The organism is uncultured Rhodococcus sp. (assembly GCF_963525155.1).
In the GTDB taxonomy this organism is placed as follows: domain Bacteria; phylum Actinomycetota; class Actinomycetes; order Mycobacteriales; family Mycobacteriaceae; genus Rhodococcus_F; species Rhodococcus_F qingshengii.
Genome location: NZ_CAURKP010000002.1, coordinates 36499 through 54201, shown reverse-complemented (window position 1 = coordinate 54201; position 17703 = coordinate 36499). Strand labels below are relative to the sequence as shown.

16 protein-coding genes and 1 tRNA gene are annotated in these 17703 nt (G+C 62.3%); 10 read left to right on the top strand and 7 right to left on the bottom strand.

Annotated features, from left to right (window positions below; translation table 11 throughout):
• Nucleotides 1-70 precede the first annotated feature (70 nt).
• The 3 genes from RWT78_RS00775 to RWT78_RS00765 all read right to left on the bottom strand — a co-directional run bounded on the left by RWT78_RS00775 (nt 71) and on the right by RWT78_RS00765 (nt 2003).
• Nucleotides 71-160 (bottom strand) — tRNA-Ser (locus RWT78_RS00775).
• Nucleotides 161-210: 50 nt separating this feature from the next.
• Nucleotides 211-636: a MarR family winged helix-turn-helix transcriptional regulator gene (locus RWT78_RS00770; protein WP_020968140.1), complete on the bottom strand. Its 426-nt coding sequence runs from the start codon at nt 634-636 to the stop codon at nt 211-213.
• A 128-nt stretch (nt 637-764) separates the two neighbouring features.
• A complete protein-coding gene (locus tag RWT78_RS00765; protein ID WP_314673299.1) occupies nt 765-2003 on the bottom strand; it encodes an alpha-hydroxy-acid oxidizing protein in 1239 nt (412 codons plus the stop codon).
• On the opposite strand from RWT78_RS00765, the gene RWT78_RS00760 reads away from it, so the two are divergent.
• Complete coding sequence (locus tag RWT78_RS00760) at nt 2002-2991, top strand: NAD(P)H-quinone oxidoreductase (RefSeq protein WP_276117022.1); 990 nt, start codon at nt 2002-2004, stop codon at nt 2989-2991. The two genes, RWT78_RS00765 and RWT78_RS00760, sit on opposite strands and share 2 nt — an antisense overlap.
• Before the next feature lie 15 nt (nt 2992-3006).
• Here the strand turns inward: RWT78_RS00760 and RWT78_RS00755 are convergent, their stop codons facing one another.
• Complete coding sequence (locus tag RWT78_RS00755; RefSeq protein WP_007731767.1) at nt 3007-4209, bottom strand: cysteine desulfurase-like protein; 1203 nt, start codon at nt 4207-4209, stop codon at nt 3007-3009.
• A gap of 132 nt (nt 4210-4341) precedes the next feature.
• Between RWT78_RS00755 and RWT78_RS00750 the strand changes: the two genes are divergently transcribed.
• From RWT78_RS00750 to RWT78_RS00725, 6 genes are all read left to right on the top strand, one after another.
• On the top strand, nt 4342-4911 hold the full coding sequence (locus RWT78_RS00750) for a bacterial proteasome activator family protein (protein ID WP_003943894.1): 570 nt from the start codon (nt 4342-4344) through the stop codon (nt 4909-4911).
• A 64-nt stretch (nt 4912-4975) separates the two neighbouring features.
• Nucleotides 4976-5848 (top strand): ABC transporter permease, encoded by an 873-nt coding sequence (locus RWT78_RS00745; protein ID WP_314673295.1) that lies wholly within the window; start codon nt 4976-4978, stop codon nt 5846-5848.
• 10 nt (nt 5849-5858) lie between these two features.
• The gene (locus RWT78_RS00740; protein ID WP_314673293.1) at nt 5859-6665 is read left to right on the top strand and encodes an ABC transporter ATP-binding protein; all 807 of its coding nucleotides are present in this window, start codon (nt 5859-5861) and stop codon (nt 6663-6665) included.
• The gene (locus RWT78_RS00735) at nt 6662-7558 is read left to right on the top strand and encodes a glycosyltransferase family 2 protein (RefSeq protein WP_314673291.1); all 897 of its coding nucleotides are present in this window, start codon (nt 6662-6664) and stop codon (nt 7556-7558) included. The genes RWT78_RS00740 and RWT78_RS00735 overlap by 4 nt, the downstream gene beginning before the upstream one ends.
• A 197-nt stretch (nt 7559-7755) precedes the next feature.
• A complete protein-coding gene (gene rsgA, locus RWT78_RS00730) occupies nt 7756-8826 on the top strand; it encodes a ribosome small subunit-dependent GTPase A (protein WP_314673289.1) in 1071 nt (356 codons plus the stop codon).
• Between the two features lie 46 nt (nt 8827-8872).
• The gene (locus tag RWT78_RS00725) at nt 8873-9700 is read left to right on the top strand and encodes a class I SAM-dependent methyltransferase (protein ID WP_314673287.1); all 828 of its coding nucleotides are present in this window, start codon (nt 8873-8875) and stop codon (nt 9698-9700) included.
• 3 nt (nt 9701-9703) lie between these two features.
• Here the strand turns inward: RWT78_RS00725 and RWT78_RS00720 are convergent, their stop codons facing one another.
• Nucleotides 9704-11557: a glycosyltransferase gene (locus RWT78_RS00720; RefSeq protein WP_314673285.1), complete on the bottom strand. Its 1854-nt coding sequence runs from the start codon at nt 11555-11557 to the stop codon at nt 9704-9706.
• Nucleotides 11558-11692: 135 nt separating this feature from the next.
• Between RWT78_RS00720 and RWT78_RS00715 the strand changes: the two genes are divergently transcribed.
• Nucleotides 11693-13912 (top strand): hypothetical protein, encoded by a 2220-nt coding sequence (locus RWT78_RS00715; protein WP_314673283.1) that lies wholly within the window; start codon nt 11693-11695, stop codon nt 13910-13912.
• Here RWT78_RS00715 and RWT78_RS00710 read toward each other — a convergent pair.
• Nucleotides 13867-14547, bottom strand: a complete 681-nt coding sequence (locus tag RWT78_RS00710; protein WP_081557214.1) for a bifunctional 2-polyprenyl-6-hydroxyphenol methylase/3-demethylubiquinol 3-O-methyltransferase UbiG — start codon at nt 14545-14547, stop codon at nt 13867-13869. The genes RWT78_RS00715 and RWT78_RS00710 overlap by 46 nt on opposite strands.
• A 108-nt stretch (nt 14548-14655) precedes the next feature.
• Here RWT78_RS00710 and RWT78_RS00705 point away from each other — a divergent pair, with 108 nt between their 5' ends.
• Together RWT78_RS00705 and RWT78_RS00700 are read left to right on the top strand one after the other, a co-directional pair.
• Nucleotides 14656-15684, top strand: a complete 1029-nt coding sequence (locus RWT78_RS00705; RefSeq protein WP_314673280.1) for a glycosyltransferase — start codon at nt 14656-14658, stop codon at nt 15682-15684.
• A gap of 2 nt (nt 15685-15686) precedes the next feature.
• Entirely contained in the window at nt 15687-16613 is a 927-nt protein-coding gene (locus tag RWT78_RS00700) for an NAD(P)-dependent oxidoreductase (protein WP_314673278.1), read from the top strand.
• Here RWT78_RS00700 and rfbB read toward each other — a convergent pair.
• On the bottom strand, nt 16610-17617 hold the full coding sequence (rfbB, locus tag RWT78_RS00695) for a dTDP-glucose 4,6-dehydratase (RefSeq protein WP_054188651.1): 1008 nt from the start codon (nt 17615-17617) through the stop codon (nt 16610-16612). The two genes, RWT78_RS00700 and rfbB, sit on opposite strands and share 4 nt — an antisense overlap.
• Between the last annotated feature and the right edge of the window lie 86 nt (nt 17618-17703).

The following is a 17703-nucleotide window of genomic DNA, read 5'->3' as shown; positions in this document are numbered from 1 at the left end:
CAAGCAGTGTGACTCCGAAAACAGTAAAGGCTCTGACCTGGACCGAAGTCCGAGGTCAGAGCCTTTGCTTTGGCGGAAGCGGAGGGATTTGAACCCCCGGTGGGTTTAACGCCACGCTCGCTTTCAAGGCGAGTGCATTCGGCCGCTCTGCCACGCTTCCGTGGGCGATCCTATCGGGTGTTCCCGCGGACCGCGAAAACGGCTCCAGAGTCAGCGCTCGCCGATGGCTTTGTCGACCTTCTCGAAGACGTCTGCCAGCACGTCCAGTTCCTGGGGAGTCAGCAGATCGACCAGATTGTTCCGAACCCCGGCCACGTGAGTAGGTGCCGCCTCGGCGAGGCGACGCCTACCCTCTTCCGTGATCCGCGCGAGCACGCCGCGACCATCTTCGACGCAAGTGTCGCGCACGACGATGCCCTGAGATTCCATCCGCCTGATCTGGTGCGTCAGGCGGCTCCGCGAAGACAGCACGCCGTCTGCCAGGTCACTCATCCGCAACGACCCGTCAGCTGACTCCGAGAGCATGACCAAAATGCGGTAATCGGCCAACGACAGGTCGTGTGAATCCTGCAGTTCGCGGTTGAGAACCTCCATGAGGCGCTGATTACCGTCCATGTAACCGCGCCATGCACGCATCTCGCATGGCGTCAGCCACGGTGTCTCACCGTGCGCCGCCTGCGATGTCTCCTCGGTTGTCGCTTCAGCTGTCACAGGTTCCAAGTTTAGACCTGTGTCCGCCCGTCACAGTAAGACTCACCCTAAAGTCACGAATTGGACATGAGGATCGAGGAATCGATTTCGGCGACCGATGCCAGCCCCGCCAGCCCCATGGTGAGATCGAGGTCTGCCAGGAGACTGCGCAATGCATGACGCACTCCGTCCGCTCCGGCCAATCCCAACCCGTACACCCACGGTCGCCCGTACAGCACTGCGTCGGCACCCAAGGCCAGAGCCTTGATTACGTCTGCGCCACAACGAATTCCGGAGTCCATCAGGATGTCCACCTCATGCCCCACCGCATCAGCGACGGGACCGAGAGCGTCGAGCGCCGAAATCGACCCGTCGACCTGACGCCCACCATGGTTGCTCACGACAATGCCGTTGGCGCCGGCCGCAACGGCCTCACGCGCGTCGTCGGGATGGACAATTCCCTTCACCGCGATCGGAAGTGTCGTCCACTGGCGAAGTTTCGCGATATCCGCGATCCGCACCGCGTGATTGCCGAACAACGACACCCACGTCAGAACCGCGATCTGCAGGGCTTCTGCACTCTCCTCGGGAGGTGTGGCCAGTTTTGCGCGGAACACCTGATCCGACAGATAGTTGGCAATACCCTTCGCCTGCAGGAAGGGGAGGTGACCGAGTTCGAGATCCCTTGGACGCCAACCCATACCGGGAGTGTCGGCAGTCAGGACGATAGCCTTCGCGCCCGCCGTCTCCGCCCGACGGACAAACGACTCGGCAAGCTCGTCGTCGGCCGGCCAGTACAGCTGGTACCACCAGTTCTCGCCCGAGGCCGCCGCTACGTCTTCGATGGTCGATGACGCCGCCGTCGAGAGAATCGATCCGATCCCCAACTCGGCAGTGACCGAACCGACCGCAACCTCGGCGTCGTCGTGGACCAAGCCGAGCACGCCCACCGGAGCCGTCAGGATCGGTGCAGCCAACCGCGTCCCCAACACCTCGACGCTCAGATCACGCGCGTCGGGCGCCGCAGTCCCCCGCAACATCCGCGGCACGATCGCATGCTTGTCGAACGCCCGCAGATTCGACACCGCGGTTCGTTCGGTCGACGCGCTACCGGCGATGTACCCGAAAGCCTCTGGTGAGAGTTGCTCGCGCGCGGCATCTTCCAAGCCTGCCGCAGTCATCGGCAAAGCCGGCTTCGCGCCGCTCAGTCCCGTCAGATAGATCTCGTTCTGCATGTTCCCGAAGTAAGTCACGTCCGCGACGGTAGCGGCAAAACACCCGTCAGCGGGGAGATTCGCTAGCGTCGTATCCATGTACGCCATAACGATCGATCAGCCCGGCGGTCCCGAGGTCATGAAATGGGCGCAGCAACCCGATCCCGAACTGCCTCGCGGGCACGTACTCGTCGAGGTCGCCGCGACGGCGGTCAACCGCGCCGACCTGCTCCAACGCCAAGGCTTCTACCCGCCGCCGCCCGGCGCGAGTGACATCCTCGGCCTCGAATGCTCGGGCGTGATCGTCGAACTCGGCGAAGACGTCACCGGTTGGTCCGTCGGCGACGAAGTCTGCGCACTGCTGGCCGGCGGCGGTTACGCCGAGAAGGTCGCGGTCCCGGCAACACAACTTCTCCCCGTTCCCGCGGGCGTCGATCTCCGAGTCGCAGCGTCACTGCCGGAAGTTGCGTGCACGGTGTGGTCCAACGTCGTGATGCGGGGCGGCCTACGACGCGGACAGGTCCTCCTCGTCCATGGTGGTGGCGGCGGAATCGGCACCCACGCCATCCAGGTCGGCAAAGCCCTCGGCGCCCGCGTCGCAGTTACCGCGGGTTCGGAGGAAAAATTGAACCGCTGCCGCGAATTGGGCGCGGACATTCTGATCAACTACCGCGACAGCGACTTCGTAGCATCACTCGCCGAAGCCACCGACAACCACGGCGCCGACGTGGTTCTGGACAACATGGGAGCGTCGTATCTCGGACGCAACGTCGACGCACTCGCCATGGACGGCCACGTCGTGATCATCGGAATGCAGGGTGGCCGCAAGGGCGAGGTCGACATCGCCAAGCTGATGGGCAAGCGCGGAAACATCACGTCGACGGGCCTGCGCGGGCGTCCGCTCACCGGCCTCGGCGGTAAAGCGGACATCGTCGCCGACGTCCGCGCGAAGCTGTGGCCGCTGATCGCAGACGGGTCGGTTCAACCGATCGTGTCGACCGAACTTCCGATCACCGAGGCACCATTAGCCCATCAATTGCTGGATTCGCCGGAAACCGTAGGCAAGGTCATCCTCACGGTGAAGTGAGCCGAGCGGGGTCGATCAGCCCAGGGCGCCGAGTTCGGCGACCAGCTGATTGATCTCGTACCGCGTCGTGTACGGCGCAAGGCCGACGGTGACCGCGCCGCCTTCGTCGTTGACACCGAGGGCGTCGAGCAGCCTGGAACCACCATGCGTACCGCTGACCGTTGCGATGCGCTTGTCGGCCAGGTGCGCGGCGACCTTGTCTGCCGCCATGCCCTCGAGCGTGAAGCTGAGCGTCGGCACCCGCGTGGGTGCGCCGCCGATCACCATCACGTTGGGCAGGGCTGCGAGAGAACGCATGAGGTGATCGAACAGACCGTCCTGATAGTCCTGTAGCGAGCTGATCGAGGTTTCGAGGCGCTCACGCCTGGTTCCCGTTGCCGATTCGTCCAACCCGGCCAGGAAATCGATCGACGACGTGAGACCGGACAGCAGCGCGAACTGATGACCGCCCACCTCGAGTCGCTCGGCGCCACGCGCGTACGGGTTGAGCGACACGGCCGGAATTCGGTCGAGCAGTCCGGGATCGCGGAAGACGAGTGCGCCCACCTGTGGACCGCCCCACGACGGCGCGCTGACGGCAACGATGTCCGCCCCGAGATCAGCCATGTCCACATGCGCATATGGCGCTGCACCGACGGCGTCGACCACCATCAGTCCGCCGAATTCGTGCAGACGATCAGCTGCGGCGCGGACGTTCGGAGCCGAACCGACGACCGGTGATGCGGCCGTCAAGGCCACCAATCGAGTGGTCGAGGTGATGAGATCGTTGAACTGCCAACTCGGGAGCTCACACGTTTCGATTTCGACCTCTGCCCATCGCACCTGAGCGCCGTAGCGACTGGCCACACGAAGCCAGGGCGCGACGTTCGCCTCTTCGTCGAGGCGCGAGAGTACGAGACCGGTTCCGAGGCCCAACCGCGAACTGAGCGACTCGGCGAGCCAAGCCAACAACACCGCTCGGTCTGATCCGAGAACGACTCCCGCAGGATCTCCGCCGACCAGATCCGCGACCGCGGTGCGCGCACTCTCGAGAATGGCAGCACTACGACGGTTCGAGACGTGGCGACCGGAGGAAGAAGATGCAGAGGCACGGAACGCGGTGGAGACCGTCCGCGAGACGGCGTCCGGGATCTGCATTCCGGCCTGCGGATCGAGGTGGATCCAGCCGTCACCGAGTGAGGGAATCAACCCCCGTACGCGGGCAACGTCGTAAGCCATGCTCGACACTCTAGGTGCAGACGCCCGCTTAGTCGAAGGCAGTCACCCAATTACCCGTCAGTACAGTTATTCGGTAGCTAACTTTTTGGGGGTTACGCGGCGTTTGTCGCCCACACACGACAAGATGGAAGCATGACGAACCCCGACAAAGAGCAGGTACTCGTTATCGGACCCGACGGTCGACCCGTCGCGATGCCGGCGGCCGAGGCAGAGGCCTCCACATCTGGCACCACCGAAGGCGCGGAATCCGAAGCCGAGTCCGTCGCCGAGATGGTCGAGCAGCCGGCGAAGGTCATGCGAATCGGCACGATGATCAAACAACTGTTGGAAGAAGTGCGCGCCGCGCCGCTCGACGACGCCAGCCGCAAGCGCCTCAAGGACATCCACACCTCGTCCATCCGAGAACTGGAACAGGGCCTGGCACCCGAACTCCGTGAAGAACTCGAGCGACTGAGCCTCCCGTTCACCGACGACTCCATTCCCTCCGACGCCGAACTGCGAATCGCGCAGGCCCAACTCGTCGGCTGGCTCGAAGGACTGTTCCACGGAATTCAAACCGCACTGTTCGCGCAGCAGATGGCAGCGCGCGCTCAGCTCGAACAAATGCGGCAGGGTGCACTGCCTCCCGGCATGAGCATCGGGGCTCCGCATTCGCCTGCCCATCCGGACCAACAGAGCCCAGGAACCGGCCAGTATCTGTAACTCGGACCACCACTAGGTCCGAGGGAAATCCGGCGCCGACGCCAGGCCGGTAGGCTCGACCTCCGTGTCAGCATCCGCAATCGAATCCGAGACGCCGGACGCACCTGCGCCCGTGTCCGACTCCCAGACGTTCCGTCGTGCATTCAAAGACCTTCGCGACGGTCTGAATCAGCGTGAGTTGTGGCTCAGCCTCGGCTGGCAGGACATCAAGCAGCGCTACCGCCGGTCGGTGATCGGACCGTTCTGGATCACGATCGCCACCGGCGTGCAGGCCACCGCCATCGGCATTCTGTACGCGGCCCTGCTGGACATGCCACTCCAGGAGTTCCTGCCGTACGTGACGGTGGGCCTGATCGTCTGGAACCTCATCAATGCCTCGATCATCGAGGGCTCCGAAGTCTTCGTCGCCAACGAAGGCCTGATCAAACAGCTGCCGTCGGCCTTGAGCGTGCACATCTATCGACTGGTGTGGCGGCAGATGTTGTTCTTCGCGCACAACCTCCTGATCTACGTGATCATGGTGGTGGCGTTCGGGGTCTGGCGGAACCTGAGTTGGGCGTCGTTGGCTGCGATCCCGGCGTTGGGACTGATCGTGCTCAACGCACTGTGGGTCTCGATCGTGTTCGGCATCTTCGCCACTCGATACCGTGACATCGCACCGATTCTGTCTTCGCTGACGCTGCTCCTTTTTGTGCTGACACCGATCATGTGGACCACGCAAAGCCTCGAGGCTCAGGGCGGCGCGGTCCGAGATCGCGCAAAGATCGCCGAACTGAATCCGCTGTTCCACTACCTGGACATCGTCCGCGCGCCGATGATCGGGCAGCCCCAAGAGCTGTACCACTGGTACATCGTCATCACGATCACGGTGGCCGGCTGGGCCGTCGCCTTGCTGGCGCTTCGCAAATACCGGGCCCGCGTGCCCTACTGGGTTTAGGGACATCGCAATGACCGAACATGTGAACATTTCAACGCACGATGCCTGCGTCGATTTCCCGATCTTCGACGCGAAGTCCCGATCGATGAAAAAGGCTTTCCTCGGCAAAGCGGGCGGCGCCATCGGCCGCAACAGTTCCGACGTCGTGGTCGTGGAAGCCCTGAAAGACATCACGATGACGCTCAAGGAGGGCGATCGTGTCGGTCTGGTCGGCCACAACGGCGCCGGCAAATCTACCCTGCTGCGCCTGCTCTCCGGAATCTACGAACCCACCCGAGGATCCGCCACTATTCGCGGACGCGTCGCACCCGTCTTCGACCTCGGTGTCGGTATGGACCCGGAGATCTCCGGCTACGAGAACATCATCATCCGCGGCCTGTTCCTCGGTCAGACCCGCAAGCAGATGCTCGCGAAGATGGACGAGATCGCCGACTTCACCGAACTTGGTGATTACCTCGACATGCCGTTGCGCACGTACTCCACCGGCATGCGCGTTCGCATCGCCATGGGCGTCGTCACCAGTATCGATCCCGAGATCCTGCTACTCGACGAAGGCATCGGGGCTGTCGACGCCGAATTCATGAAGAAAGCTCGCATCCGGCTGCAGAAGCTGGTGGAACGCTCCGGAATCCTGGTATTCGCCAGCCACTCCAACGAATTCCTCGCCCAGCTGTGCAACAGCGCCATGTGGATCGACCACGGCCAGATCCGCATGCAAGGCGACATCGAAGACGTCGTGCGCGCCTACGAAGGTGACGACGCCGCAGAGCATGTGCGCCACGTCATCAAGGAAATGGAACGGGAGAGCACCCCGTGAGCGCACCCGAGAAAATCATCGGTGTCGTCGTCACTCACAAGCGTCGTGAACTGCTGGCCGAATCCTTGAAGGTTCTCAGCACCCAGTCGCGTCCGCTCGACCATCTTGTTGTCGTCGACAATGCCGACGAAGCCGATGTGAAAGAGCTCGTCGACAACGCTCCACTGCCGACCAGTTACATCGGTTCTCAGCACAACCTCGGCGGTGCCGGAGGATTTGCTCTTGGCATTCTCTACGCGCTTTCACTCGGCGCCGACCGCGTCTGGCTCGCCGACGACGACGGCCGCCCGGAGGGCCCCGAAGTCCTGGAAACACTGCTCGACTGTGCAATTCGGAACGACCTGGCCGAGGTCTCCCCCGTCGTCTGCGACATCGACAACCCCGACCACCTCGCCTTCCCACTTCGCCGCGGTACGTCGTGGCGCCGGTTGCGTTCCGAACTCGGCGACGAGGATCTCCTGCCCGGTATCGCGTCCCTCTTCAACGGCGCACTGTTCACCGCCGACGCGATCGATGCCGTCGGTGTTCCGGATCTACGCCTGTTCGTCCGCGGCGACGAGGTCGAGGTACACCGTCGCCTCGTGCGCTCCGGCCTGAAGTTCGGTACCTGCCTGCAAACTGCCTACGTCCACCCCAACGGCGCGGACGAGTTCAAGCCGATCCTCGGCGGACGCATGCACACGCAGTACCCCGACAACGACACGAAGCGCTACTTCACGTACCGCAACCGTGGATACATCCTCGCCCAACCGGGAATGCGGAAACTGCTTCCGCAGGAATGGGTTCGGTTCGGCTGGTACTTCCTGATCACACGCCGCGATCCGGCAGGACTGCGCGAGTGGATGCGACTGCGCAAGCTCGGCCGGGAAGAAAAGTTCGAACGCCCGAGTTAGTCAGTCGTCCTGAGTTGAAGCAGTTGCCCCGATATCTTTTAAATCAGTTGCACAGTCGCGTCTGCGGCTGAGACGATTCTGATCCGACGCATGGTGCGTCCTGAGATTTTCGAGGAGTGAGTATTGATGACTGTCGTGTTCCGCAGTTTCAGCACCGTCAACATTCACACTTCTTCGTACTCGAGGACACACTCACCATGTCGGAAAACAGCACGCCCCTGACCGAATACGGTTGGAACACAACACTCTCGAACAAATTCACTGCCCTGGCCCCACCGGACTCCGCACCCGGGCGCGTTCTTCGCGTCGACCGGGGGCGGTGTGACGTGGCCGTCGCCGAAGGCACAGTTCGCGCACTCAGCGGCAGCGATCCACTCTGTACGGGTGACTGGGTCGCCGTGGCCGAGTTACGGGACTCACGCGAACCCGAGATGCACACGGTCACTTCGATACTCCCTCGATCAAGCAGCATCGTTCGATCCTCGGCATCCGGAAAATCGGAAGGCCAGATTCTGGCGGCCAATGTCGACACCGTCGTCATCGCCACGGCTTCGGACGGCGACGTCGATCTCGGGCGCATCGAGCGACTACTCGCACTCGCCTGGGAAAGTGGTGCAACCCCTGTCGTGGCACTCACCAAATCGGATGCAGCTCACTATATCTCCGACACTCTCGCCGAGGTCACTGCCATTGCGCCCGGCGCAACAGTGCTGGCCGTCAGTGCCGAGACCAACGAAGGAATGGATGTACTCGATGCAGTTCTGGACGGCACCGTGGCGATACTCGGTCCATCAGGCGCCGGTAAGTCGACGCTCGCGAACGCCCTCCTCGCGGACACCACAGACGCCGATCGACTCGAGACCGGTCGCGTTCGGACCGGTGACGGAAAGGGACGCCACACCACCGTCACCAGAGAGTTGATCTCATTCTCCGGCGGCCGGACACTGATCGACACACCCGGCCTGCGAGGGGTCGGCATGTGGAACGCAGCGGAGGGGATCGACAAGACGTTCCCCGAGATCGAGGAGCTGATTGCAGAGTGCCGGTTCTCCGATTGCGCACACAACTCCGAGCCGGGATGCGCAGTCCTGAGCGCACTCGGGCGTGGCGATATCGACGAACGGAGACTTGCGAGCTACCGGAAACTACAGCGAGAGAATGCATGGAACGCCGCGCGAAGCGATGCTCGTCTGCAGGCAGAGAGGACGCGGGAGATCAAGGTGATCTCCCGACAACTCAAGAGTCACTACCGCGGTCGGGACCGGTAGCGAACAAAGCCTGGCAGCATGGGAGTGATCCCGACGAGAGGTTGCCATGTTCGAGCAGTTCCGTTCCAGCGCCAGAACCAAGCTTCAGCGTGCGGTATCCGAGGTGGTCGAGGCCGCCGACCGGCGCAACGCAGATCGCACGCAACAGATCCTCGATGCGCTGACGCTCTCACGTGACGAACTGGCCGGGGCCCGCGGTGACATCGCGGGCCTCCGGTCCAGGATCGACGAACTGGAATTTCGTCAGCGACGGGATCTGGCCTACGCCGTGGACCTGCAAGCGACGGCATCGACCGCAGAGTTCATCCTCGAACACCTTCGCGTCGCCGAGACGTTCGGCCACCCACACGACACGCTTCGCCACGCACTGGGATTGATCGAAATACCCGGCATGGCACTCGAATTCGGCGTTGCCAGCGGAACCACACTCAGGATCATCGCGGAGGCTTTCACCGAATGCGAGGGGACCGTCGCAGGTTTCGACGTGTTCTCCGGCCTTCCGGAGACCTGGCGCACCGGGTTCCCGGTCGGCGAGTTCGCACAGGAATCCATCCCCGAAGTGCCTGGAGCGCAACTTGTTCCGGGCCTCTTCGAGAACACCTTGCCCTCGTTCCTGAACGACGAACCCGGCCCCGTTGCGTTCCTGCACCTCGACGCCGATCTCTACTCGTCCACCAAGACGGTGCTCGATCTCCTCGGCGACCGACTGGTACCCGGGTCGATTGTCGTCTTCGACGAGTTCTTCAACTATCCCGGATGGAAGCAGCACGAGTACCGGGCGTGGGCGGAGTTCGTCACACGCACCGGCATCTCGTTCGAATACCTCGGGTACACCGTGGACAACGAGCAGGTCATCGTCGAGATCACCAGCTGAGAATCACTTCTCGTAAAGACGTGCCCAGTTCTCTCGACTCGTGAGTTCCGGCATCGCAGCACGGTACTTCGCCGACACGGCAGGGGCTTCCTTCTGGAACCGACGCAGTAGCTTGACCGTTCGGACAAGGAGAGCGCGCGCCGTAGCCTTGTCTCGCTGCCGGATGCGTACCCCCGATTGCGAAGCATCGGTGACGACAACATGGTCGAACCGCGAGATGTGCCACCAATGCGCGTCTTCGCGCGGGATATTGATCAGTCCGCCGCGGGTGCGACCCAACCACTGGTCCACCGCACGCTTGGCCAGGATCACTCGCATCAGGCTCGGTTCGCCGCCGGCGCGCTCGGTGTGGAGTTCGTTCGAGGGAACCGGAGCCGTGGCAGCGTCGTGTTTGATCGTCTCCGCATATTGCGCTCGGCCGGCGCGGATACTTGCCATCGCCTCGATGCCGCCGTCCCGCAACGCCTCCGGACCGTCGAGGTAGTCCTCGATGCCCTTCAGCGTCGTGAATGCCAGGCCGTATTGCATTCCGACGAGGAATTCGGAGATCTGGCGGAAGAACTGACGTGAGAGTCCCTTGGTGTCAAGGTCGCTGTGCAGTGACCCGACGACGAGCGAGTTGCGCGTACTGAAGTAGCGCGCCCAGTCGTCGAAGTCCTTCCAGTAGAAGTCGGCATGCCACACGGCAGCGTTGGGCAACGTGACGGTGACGAATCCCGCTTTCCGAGCGCGGATTCCGTACTCCACGTCATCCCACTGGAAGAAGATCGGAACGGGCAAACCGATGGTTTCGACAACTTCGGCGGGGATCAGGCACGTCCACCAGGCGTTGTATCCCGCGTCGACTCGACGCTCTTGGCGCTTCTTGAGCATGCTCGTGTTGATGAGAGCCTTGGGCACTCGCTGACCGTGGTGGAGGGTCTTCAGATCTACGTCTTCGGCACCGACATTGAGGAAATCGGGATTGAGCAGATACATCATCTGCGCACCCACCAATGTCGGTTCCACCGTCATATTCGCAAAAGCGTTGAGGCGCAACACTGTTTCTGGTTCACAGAGAATATCGTCATCCATCAGGATGACGTCGGCGACATCTGCCCCCGTGGACGTCGCCTCGAACAATCCGCGTGAAAAACCGCCTGCTCCGCCGAGATTCGGCTGCTGCAGATATTTCAGCTTCTCACCGAGCTTGTCTGCCGCCTCGACGAAGCGCGCCCGATCTTTCACCAGGTCGTTGCCCTGGTCGACGACATACACCGAACTGATGAGGGCACGCACGGTAGCGTCGGAGGCCAGCGCAGCAACCGTCTCGGCGCAATCGTCGGCCCGATTGAAGGTGCAGATCGCCACCGAGACCGGGCGAACCGTCTCCGGAGCTGCCACGGTCCATTCCAAGTTCTCGATCGCTATCGGAGCGTCGAGGGAATCCACCTCGAGCCAGAGGGCGCCGCCGTCGACGAATTTGTCCAACGGTGAGGTCAATGCGACCTCCGAAGACCCCGATCCGTCGCGGGTTTCGAGGATGCGGCGATGCCCGGCGATATCCGAAGCAACCATCCGGACGCGGAACCGACCCTCGCTCTCGATCCGCAGCGATGCCTCGACCTCGGTGACAGTCGTCCACCGCTGCCAGTAGCTGGCAGCGAAACGCCCGAAATAGGTGTTGGTGCTGATACGTGCGCCCTTGTCCAGAGCGACTCGGTGCCGGGTCCGCTCACCGGAGCCCTTCCGGAACTCGACGTACAGGTCGTCGTTGACTATCGGCGACATTCCGACGAACACGCCGCGCTGGACCACCAAACGGCGAGCCATGACCTGCCCGTTCTCCGGCACCCCCACCTTTACCTGCTCGGGCATATGACTCCTACGTGAATCTTGAAAAAGCTGTACCTGTCACTCGCAGGGTATCCGAGGTGGAATTACCCCCGAAACTCGAAAACACAGCCTCGGCTACTGTCTCTGGTGCATCCACCCGTGCGACCTGGAGATCCCTTGACACTCGAACTACCCGCTCCCACCCGTCGGGAACGCTGGAGCTGGGGCGCTGTGATCCCAGCAGTCGTGTGCCTCGCATTCTTCGCGATCGTCACGGTGGACCCTCGCTACTTCTATGTCGACGACACCGAATCCGGTGCGGTCGGCAACTGGGTTCAGCTGGGCCATCTGATGCGAGAGGGACAATTCCCCTCGCTGGTTCTGGATCAGTGGATGGCCGGAAACTATCCGGTCGAGGGTCAGGGCGGGCTGTGGAACCCGGTCCAGATCTTCATCAACTACATCGCACCGTCCGTCGACAATCTCGCTTTGCTGGCCACGCTGGTGAAGTTGGCATTCGCGATCATCCTCGGATGGGGCGTCTATCGAGTCTGCCTCGAATACGGCGCGCGCCCCTACTGGGCGGCCGTCGCCGGAAGCGCAGTGCCCTTTGCCGGGTTCACTCTGTACTTCGAGTACCCGTCGTGGGTTACGTCGGTGATCGGAATGGCCTGGGTGGTGCAGGCATGGGCCAGCGGAATTCGCTATGCCCGCGGCCGGTCGGGGCCGATACCCGTCTTCGTCTTCCTCTATCTCGCGATCAGCGTCGGATACGTCCACGCGGCATTGATGGCCGGAGTGACCGTCGGGGCACTGATGCTGGGCGAATACGTCCGCAGTCCGCAGTGGCGGACAACAGTGAAGCTCGGACTGGTCGGCATCTCGGCCGCCGCCTGCGGAGCCATCACATTTCTGCCCGGCCTGCTCTCCTCTGCGGTCACCTGGCGCACCGGCGAAGAAGGTACGTTCAACGACAACTTCCTGACCGCTCCGTGGTCCGAAACACTCACAGCGAGCATTCCGTCGTCGGTTTCGAGCATCGAGTCCTGGACAGGTGAGACCACCTACGCACCGATCACCTACATCGCGTGGTTCGCGATACCGGCACTGGCATTCATCGGCTGGCGGAAAGCACAGGGTTCGCTGCGAGAGTTGGTGACCCCGCTGCTGCTGTTGGCCTTCATTCTGCTGTTCACCGCGGGCCCCAGCGACATCGGCCAGATTCGGTGGCCGGCACGACTTCTTCCCTTCGTCGCGGTGTTCTCCCTGGTACTACTCGGTGTGCTGCTGAGCCGATTCGGGACTTTGGACAAACTGCGATCACGTGTCATCGCTGCATCGTTGATCGTGTTCGTCTTGATGATTCGCGCCAGTTCTTCGGGTCCGCAGTACTTCATCCGGCATCTCACCTGGGCTGTCGTGATCATCGCCGTCGGAGCACTCGCCATCTACCTCGGTCGTAGATACGGCGCCCCGGCGATCGCAGGTCTACTGATTCTCACCATCGCTCCGGTGACTCTGTATCAAGTGATCGCGTATCCCCAGGCGCTGAACAAGTGGTACCTGCCGACCAGCCAATCCGAAGCCAAGGCGAACTTTCCGGATTTCCCGGGCACGACCCTTCAGCTCGGCAATCGCGCGCTGATCCGAATCGACGCCGAAACAACAGAACTCCCGTGGACTTCGCAGGTGTACGGAAACTACGCCAAGGTGCTCGATCTCGACTACGTCAACGCGTACACCCCGGTCGGCCACGCGGACTTCGCTTCGCTGCTGTGTATGGGATTCGACGGGTCGACGTGCGACGACGCCTACCGAAACGTGTTCAGGCCGGATGAATACACCGGTCGAACCAGCGCAGACCTGATGCTGCTCGACCGCGTCGTCCTTCAACGGAAGCAGTACCCGGGCGCTGACAACGAACCCGCCCCACCCGGGTGGCACTGGGCAGAAGTGCCCGAGATCGCCCAGGACCAGATCTACATCCTCGAACGCGACGCCGGCCCGATCTCCGGTCAACCGGGCCGTGTGTCGGCAACTGTCAATGCCGACGCACAGTCCGAGTACATGAGCGTCAAGAACGAGCGTGTGCGAGTCAGCTCACCGGGCGGTGGCAGCGTGGTATTCGCACGGTTGGCATGGCCGGGCTACACCGCGACCCTCGACGGCGAACCCATCCCGACCAAGGGCCTTGGCGGAACGTACCTCTACGTCGATCTGCCGCCTGGCACCGACAACGCCGAACTGGTGATCAACTTCCGTTCCCCAGGACAAAGGATCGGCTATGTCGGTATGGGCTTCGGGCTCGTTATCCTTGCCGGCCTCTCCGTGATCTACTACCGCGACAGGCGTCAGAGCCGGGACGGGACCTCCGCGATCACCACAGACTCGTTGTAGATGAACGGCTTTCCCATCCACCGCGGAAACGGGAACGACAGCGAGCGCCTGACTACAAGACCATTGTCCGCACAGATCTTTTCGAGGTCGACGCCGTCGAGGAAGACGGTATGCGTGGGATCGCTGGCGAAGCCACGTTCCTGAGGGCAGATCAGCATGACGGTCGCACCCGGTTCCAGGAATGGAAGGTACTCGGCGACGATGCCGGAAGCTTCTCCCGCCGGCAGGTGCTCGAGGAGATGCGCCATCAGCATTCCGTCGAAGGTTCGCTGATCGCTTTCGGAGTGAAATTCCGCCGAAGAGTACGCCTCGAACCCGACCGATCGACAGAACTCCACCGAATGTTCGTTGTGGTCCACCCCGACACTGCCAGGGGGAAGATTTCGCAGATTTCGGCCGATCCCGCAGCCGACGTCGAGCACCTTCCGGCCGCCGAGGAAACGTCGGATATTCCACTGATACGGCGCTTGCACGTTCAGAATGCGCTTCCATTTGGCGCCTTGAAGCTCACGCAACCGAGCCGTGTACTCGGTGTCGGTGGTATCACCGCTACCCGTATCGGCTCTCCCCGGAAGGCCTGTGTTCTCGCGATTGTTCTCGCGTCGATCGTTGGTGTGATCTTCGAACTCGGCCACTGGAGACTCACTTTCGTCGAGTGATCCGGATCATAACTTCACGATTCGCCGACATGTACGCCCCCACGCCGAGAAGCCGACCCCCGGCGACGTATACACTCCCCGCCTGTGAAGACCGATGGCACACCCGAGTCGGTGCAACCGCACCGAATTTCCGTCGTCGTGCCGGTTTACCAGGGCGAACACACTCTCAATGCACTCATCGACGAGATACTTCCCCTGACGAAAACACAGACCACTCCCGGCGGGCGGCCGTTGGTCGTCGAAGAAGTCCTTCTCGTCTTCGACCACGGTCCGGACGGATCAGCTGTGGTCATCCGTGAACTCGCGAGACAACATGACTTCATCCGACCCATCTGGCTCTCGCGCAACTTCGGCCAACATCCGGCAACACTGGCGGGAATGGCGTCGAGTGGTGGCGAATGGGTTGTCACGATGGATGAAGACGGCCAGCACAACCCGGCCGACATCGGTGGACTCCTCGACACTGCACTGGACCAACAGGCCACCCTCGTCTACGCGCAGCCCGTTAACGCGGCACCCCACGGGGCGCTACGCAACGCGGCGTCGAAGTCGTCGAAATGGCTGACCACCAAAATTCTCTCGTCCGAGAACTCCGTGAAGTATCAGAGCTTCCGACTCGTCCTCGGAGAGGTCGGACGGTCGGTCGCCGCATACGCCGGATCCGAGGCGTACCTCGACGTTGCTCTGGGCTGGATCGCGGGAGAGGTCACCACCAGCCCGGTTCAACTGCGTGAGGAACGCGGACGCGCATCCGGATATCACCTCAGAAGCTTGCTGTCGCATTTCTGGCGAATGGTTCTCTCCAGCGGCACCAAGGGCCTGCGAATGGTCAGCTTGATCGGCTTCCTGTTCGCTGTCGGCGGTCTCGTCATCGTCCTCTACGTGTTGGCGTCGTACGTGTTCTTCGACGCCGGCGTCGAGGTACGAGGATGGGCGTCGACGATGATCGTGATGCTGTTCGGTTTCGGGGCAGTGCTCTTCTCGTTGGGTGTGATCGCCGAATACATCGGTGTCGCAGTCAAGACGGCAATGGGAAAGCCGCCGTACCTCATCGTCAGCGACCCCGCGTCAGGCCCGTTGGGGCGCCGGAACGCCACCGAGCCACCCGCGTAACAATGAATGTCCCCACGTGGGTAGTCGGCAGCGGCGGCCTCCTCGGCAGCTCCGTAGCCCGCGAACTCGAGCGCCGTGGGGCCGACATCCGCACCAGCCGCGTCCCGTGGGGCGAACCCGCTCTGGCCAGGGAAATCCTCTTTGCCGATGCCAGAAAACTGGTTACGGACACAGCCGGCGGCCCGTGGCGAATGGCGTGGTGCGCCGGTGCAGGTGTGAACGGTACGAGCAGTGACGAATTCGCTCGCGAGAACCAACTCATGAAAGACGTCCTCGACGAGCTGGGGGCGGCGGACGCAGGCGTCGGGACCGTCTTCCACGCTTCGTCTGCCGGCGGCGTCTACGCCGGAGCTCCCGGAGCACCGCACACCGAAACAAGCGCGACCAATCCACTGGCCGACTACGGGCGAGCAAAGCTCGATGCCGAATCCATTGTTCGCGAATTCGGCTCCAGAAGCGGAACCCGCACTGTCATAGGAAGATTCGCAAATCTCTACGGCCCGGGTCAGAATCTGGCGAAACCCCAAGGCCTGATTTCGCACCTCTGCCGAGGCTATCTGCTGTCGATGCCCATTTCGATCTACGTTCCCATGGACACGCTTCGGGACTACGTCTACGTCTCCGACGCGGCCGAAATGGTGGTCGACAGCTTCACCCGAGCGGAAGCGTCGCAGGAACCGACGGTCACCAAGATCTACGCGTCCGGACGCAGCGTCACCATCGGGGCGATCCTCGGCGCGTGCCACACCGTCTTCAGAAAACGCCCCAACGTTGTGCTAGCCAGTTCTCCACTCGCTTCGGCGCAAGCCCGAGACCTACGGCTGCGATCGATCGTGTGGACCGATCTGGACCAGCGCACACATCGCCCGTTGCCTGCCGGGATAGCGTCGACCCTCGACTCCATCCGCCGCAATCTGGCTGCACACTAGGAAGTGGTCTTCTCGCCGGCTGCCACGTATGCCTGCTCGGTCGCGTCCTTCTGCGGACGCCACCACTGTTCGTTGTCGCGGTACCAGTCGATCGTCGCTTCCAGACCACTGCGGAAGTCCTCGTAGCGCGGGGACCAGCCAAGTTCTTTCCGGAGCAGACTCGAGTCGATCGCGTACCTCACGTCGTGGCCCGGGCGGTCGGTGACAAAATCGAACTCGTCGGCGCCACGGCCCAATATCTGCAGAATCGACTCCATGACAGTTCGGTTGTTCATCTCACCATCAGCGCCGATCAAGTAGGTCTGACCGATCCGGCCACCGTCGATGATCGCCCAGACCGCGCTGTTGTGGTCGTCGACATGAATCCAGTCACGGACGTTCAAACCGTCGCCGTACAACTTGGGACGCAATCCGGCGAGAACATTGGTGATCTGCCGTGGGATGAACTTCTCGACATGTTGATAAGGGCCGTAATTGTTCGAGCAGTTCGACAGGGTGGCCCGGACGCCGAACGAACGGGTCCACGCGCGCACCAACATGTCGCTCGATGCCTTCGTCGACGAGTAGGGGCTCGACGGGTTGTACGCGGTCGACTCCGTGAAACGGTCCGGATCGCCCAGTTCGAGGTCTCCGTACACCTCGTCGGTGGAAATGTGGTGATACCTGACGTCGTGCTTGCGCACAGCCTGCAGGAGCGTGAAGGTTCCCACGATGTTGGTCTGCACGAACGGCCACGGATCAGCGAGCGAATTGTCGTTGTGCGACTCGGCAGCAAAATGAACGACCACGTCGGCAGCGCCCACCAGTTGGTCGACGAGAACTGCGTCGGTGATGTCGCCGTGAACAAACGTGATGCGGTCGGCTATCGAATCGAGCGAAGACTTGTTGCCCGCGTAGGTCAGCGCATCGAGCACCGTGACCTCGGAGTCGGGGCGCTCTGCCACCGTCTGATGCACGAAATTGGCGCCGATGAAGCCTGCACCGCCAGTCACGAGAACTCTCACGTTTGCGCCTCCACGATCACCGAATCGAACCGATCTATCTACCGGCCACGCACGATACCGTGCGCCCGAGATTTGTTTCTCCAGCG

Coding starts and splice junctions, on each gene's coding strand:
- RWT78_RS00725 (WP_314673287.1), top strand. CDS start 8,873: ATGTTCGAGCAGTTCCGTTCCAGCGCCAGAACCAAGCTTCAGCGTGCG.
- RWT78_RS00750 (WP_003943894.1), top strand. CDS start 4,342: ATGACGAACCCCGACAAAGAGCAGGTACTCGTTATCGGACCCGACGGT.
- rsgA (WP_314673289.1), top strand. CDS start 7,756: ATGTCGGAAAACAGCACGCCCCTGACCGAATACGGTTGGAACACAACA.
- RWT78_RS00700 (WP_314673278.1), top strand. CDS start 15,687: ATGAATGTCCCCACGTGGGTAGTCGGCAGCGGCGGCCTCCTCGGCAGC.
- RWT78_RS00770 (WP_020968140.1), bottom strand. CDS start 636: ATGCGTGCATGGCGCGGTTACATGGACGGTAATCAGCGCCTCATGGAG.
- RWT78_RS00740 (WP_314673293.1), top strand. CDS start 5,859: ATGACCGAACATGTGAACATTTCAACGCACGATGCCTGCGTCGATTTC.
- RWT78_RS00760 (WP_276117022.1), top strand. CDS start 2,002: ATGTACGCCATAACGATCGATCAGCCCGGCGGTCCCGAGGTCATGAAA.
- RWT78_RS00765 (WP_314673299.1), bottom strand. CDS start 2,003: ATGGATACGACGCTAGCGAATCTCCCCGCTGACGGGTGTTTTGCCGCT.
- RWT78_RS00755 (WP_007731767.1), bottom strand. CDS start 4,209: ATGGCTTACGACGTTGCCCGCGTACGGGGGTTGATTCCCTCACTCGGT.
- RWT78_RS00720 (WP_314673285.1), bottom strand. CDS start 11,557: ATGCCCGAGCAGGTAAAGGTGGGGGTGCCGGAGAACGGGCAGGTCATG.